At 74.0% G+C, this 3,554-nt stretch carries 4 protein-coding genes; 3 read left to right on the forward strand and 1 reads right to left on the reverse strand.

What is annotated here, in order from left to right; genetic code table 11:
• Window positions 1-313: lasso peptide biosynthesis B2 protein (locus tag L0B03_RS15360; RefSeq protein ID WP_250447386.1), on the forward strand; the 313-nt coding region annotated here is incomplete at its 5' end.
• Entirely contained in the window at window positions 310-1,281 is a 972-nt protein-coding gene (locus L0B03_RS15365; protein WP_250447388.1) for a hypothetical protein, read from the forward strand. The genes L0B03_RS15360 and L0B03_RS15365, both read left to right, overlap by 4 nt.
• Window positions 1,282-1,350: 69 nt before the next feature.
• On the opposite strand, the gene L0B03_RS15370 is transcribed toward L0B03_RS15365, so the two are convergent.
• Complete coding sequence (locus L0B03_RS15370) at window positions 1,351-3,204, reverse strand: ABC transporter ATP-binding protein (protein WP_250447390.1); 1,854 nt, start codon at window positions 3,202-3,204, stop codon at window positions 1,351-1,353.
• A 129-nt stretch (window positions 3,205-3,333) separates the two neighbouring features.
• Here L0B03_RS15370 and L0B03_RS15375 point away from each other — a divergent pair.
• Window positions 3,334-3,554 (forward strand): hypothetical protein (locus L0B03_RS15375; protein WP_250447392.1); only part of this gene is annotated, 221 nt, incomplete at its 3' end.

Here is a 3,554-nt window from a genome sequence, read left to right on the forward strand (position 1 = left end):
GGCGGCGAGCCCCGACCGCCACGGCGTCGACGGCGTCGACGGCTGGGACCTCCTCACCCCGCGCGACGCCGACCGGTGCGACCTGGCCCTGCGCGTCCTGGACCGCGGGCCCTTCAACGGCACGTGCCTGCGCCAGTCCCTGCTCCTCGCGCACCTCCTGCGCCATCGTGACCCCGTGCTTCGCGTCGGTGTGGCGAAGGTCGACGGTGCGGTCCGGGCCCACGCCTGGATCGAGATCGACGGCGCGAGCCTGGACCCCACCCGCTCCGACTTCCAGGTCCTCGTGACCCCCGTCCCCGGAGGTGCGGCATGACCGACCTGCAACGGCTCTACGGCCTCGTCGTCGCCTCGGAGTTCCCGCTCCACCAGGACCGTCCGGTGCCGCACGGCACGCGGCCCGATGTGACGGTGCGGTGGGGCGCCCCGCGTTCCCGCACCGAGCAGGCGGAACCGGTCGAGGGGGTCGTGCTCCTCGAGCTCGAGTGGGACGACGTCGTCTCCTACGCCTTCTACGAGCGCCCTGACGGCACCGTGCTGCTGCGCTTCACCGGTACCTGCGAGTTCGAGGTCTCGGCCGACCTCGCCGAGGTCACGGTGCACGTGGTCGAGGGGGCCGACCCGGGTGTGGCCGTGGTGCTCACGACCGGGGCGATGCTGGCCTTCCAGCTGTACCGCCGGGGCCGGGCCGTGCTGCACGCGAGCGCGGTCGAGGTCGACGGACGGGCCCTGGCCTTCGTCGGGCCCTCCGGGGGCGGCAAGTCGACCATGGCGACCCTGATGTGCGCCGGCGGGGCCTCCCTCGTGACCGACGACGTGCTGTGCGTCGAGCCCGGTGCCGACCGTCCGACCGTGCGCCTCGGCGCGACCGAGCTGCGGCTGCGCAAGGGAGCCGACACCCTGGTCGAGCTGTTCTCGGCCGGTGCCCCCGGCCGCCGGACGAGCGCTGACCAGCGCCAGATCCTCAGCCTGGGCACCGAGGTCGAGGACGACCTGCCGCTCGCGGCGATCGTCGTGCCGTACCCCGACCGCCGGCGCAAGCACGTCAAGGTCGTACGGCAGGAGCCCCGCGAGGCCCTCCTGGACCTGCTGTCCTTCCCGCGGCTGCTCGGCTGGAAGGACCCTGCCGTCCAGCGCGGCCACCTCGCCCACCTCGCGGCGATCGTCGCCCAGGTGCCGGTCTACCACGCGCACGTGCCGTGGGGCCCGCCCTTCGACCCGGGCATCGCCGCGGCCCTGCGGGCCCGCATCCCCGAGCTGGCGCCCGTCCCCGCCTCCGTCTGAGGGGCCCTTCGGCGCGAGGGTCCCCTCGGTGCCTGAGGAGCCCCGGGCCGACGTCGGCCTGCGGTCCTGTCAGGCGTCGGCGTCGGGCATGTAGGCGGCGGCCTGGAGCCGGAACAGGTCTGCGTAGACGCCGTCCGCCGCCATGAGCTCGTTGTGGGTGCCGTGCTCGGCGACCCGCCCCGAGTCCATGACGTAGATGTGGTCGGCCGTGCGCACGGTCGAGAACCGGTGCGAGACCACGAGTGCGCTGCGTCCCGCGAGCATCGAGCGCAGCGAGGCGAAGAGCTCGTGCTCGGCGCGGGGGTCCATCGCGGCGGTCGGCTCGTCGAGGATGACCAGCGGTGCGTCGCGGTAGAACGCGCGCGCCAGGGCCACGCGCTGCCACTGCCCGCCCGAGAGGTCGCGGCCCCCGGGGAACTCGCGCGAGAGGATCGTGTCGTAGCCCGCGGGCAGGGACTCGATCGCGCGGGCGATCCCCGCGTCGGCCGCGGCCCGTCGGACCCGCTCGGGGTCGGGCTCGTCGTCGGGCCGGCCGATCGCGATGTTGTCCGTCGCGCTCAGGCCGTACTCGACGAAGTCCTGGAAGATCACCGTGATGCGTTCGCGCAGGCCCGCGCTGCGGTACTCCCGCGCGTCGACCCCGTCCCACAGCACCGTCCCGTCGGTCGGTTGGTAGAGACCCGCGAGCACCTTGGCCAGGGTCGTCTTGCCCGAGCCGTTCTCCCCGACCAGGGCCACGACCTCCCCGCGCCGCAGCCGGACCGAGACGCCGTCGAGGGCGGGGGCCTCGCTCCCCGGGTAGGTGAAGCCGAGGTCCTCGGCCTCGAGCACCTCGAAGGTCGGCGGCGGGTCGGGCTGGCCCTCGACCCGCTCGCCCTGGCCCGGGTCCATGGTGAGGAAGGCGTCGACGTCGTCCAGGAACAGGCCGGACTCGAAGACCAGACGGATGCCGTTGCTGAGGGCCTGCACCTGGTTGGCGAGCATGCGGATCGCCACGATCGCCGCCCCGGCCGAGGCGACGGTGATCTCGCCCTCGGCCACGAGCCACACCATCACCGCGAGGGTCGCGGCCAGGGCCACGGCGGCCCCGAGGTTGCCCAGGGCGCTGAGCCTGGAGCGGCGCAGGATGTGCCCGCGCAGAGCGGTGAGGTAGGTGCCGTACAGAAGGTCGATGCGCCGGCCGAGCTCGCGGGCCAGGGCGAAGGCGCGGACCTCGGCGGCCTCGTCCCGCCCGGTCTGCAGGCCGATGAGGTACTCGCGCAGCCGCAGCGCGGGGGTCTGCTCGACGGCGAAGTCGAACTCGAGACGGCTCTCGCGGCGGCTGGTCAGCACGAGCGGCGCTCCACCCAGCACGAGCAGGGGGAGCAGCGCGGGGTGCAGGGTCACGAGCACGGTTCCCACGCCGAGGCTGCCGAAGATGGCCCCGAGCATGATCACCAGCCCCTGGGTCACCTGGTAGGGGCGGAACAGGGCGTTGGTCTCGACCCGCTGCAGGCGGTCGAAGAAGGTCGGCTCCTCGAAGTTGCGCAGGCTCACGCCGGTCGCGGTGCGCAGCACGTCGTGCCACATGGCGGCCGCGACCTTCTCGCCGAGCAGCCGCTCGACGTTCTGCTGCACGGCCCCGGAGAGGCTCGTGACCGCGGTGACCAGGGCGAGCAGCCCGACGGGCAGCCACAGCCGGGGCAGGGCCTCGGGGTCATCGGCGACGTCGAGGATCACGGTGAGCACCCGCTCGACGATGAGGATCTGCGCCGCGAGGGCCGCCGCCGCGAGCACCTGCAGGCCCAGCACCGCGAGGAGCACACGTGGGCCCGCCCGCCACACCTGCCTGGTCGATCGGACGAGCAAGCGGGTCAGACGGCGCGCCGATCGTGGGCCACCCGCCCGTGCGGCAAGGACCTCGAGCGGGTCGACATCACTCATGAGGACAACAGAACACCACAAAGTGGTCATCGCGCGTGCGCCGAACGGGCGGTCGGGCGGATCGTAGACTCGCACCATCCCCGGGCGCACCCCTGCGTCCGGGCCTGCGTCGTGCCCCGAGAAGGACAGATGAACCTCACCGGCCTGCTGCCCGCCCTGCTCGCCGACCCCGCCGTCGCCACGGCCCGCGAGCTCGCCGGGGCCTCGGCCCTGACGCGGACCCCCGTGCTGGACCTGGTCACCCCGGCGGGGGCCCGGGCCCCGATCGTGGCGACGGTCCTCGAGGCCGTCGCGCAGGCCCAGGCCGGCCCGGGGGACCCGTCCCGCTCGGGCTGCGTCGTGGCGGTGAA

This window comes from Actinotalea sp. C106, from assembly GCF_023630195.1.
GTDB lineage: Bacteria > Actinomycetota > Actinomycetes > Actinomycetales > Cellulomonadaceae > Actinotalea.

Coding starts and splice junctions, on each gene's coding strand:
- L0B03_RS15370 (WP_250447390.1), bottom strand. CDS start 3,204: ATGAGTGATGTCGACCCGCTCGAGGTCCTTGCCGCACGGGCGGGTGGC.
- L0B03_RS15365 (WP_250447388.1), top strand. CDS start 310: ATGACCGACCTGCAACGGCTCTACGGCCTCGTCGTCGCCTCGGAGTTC.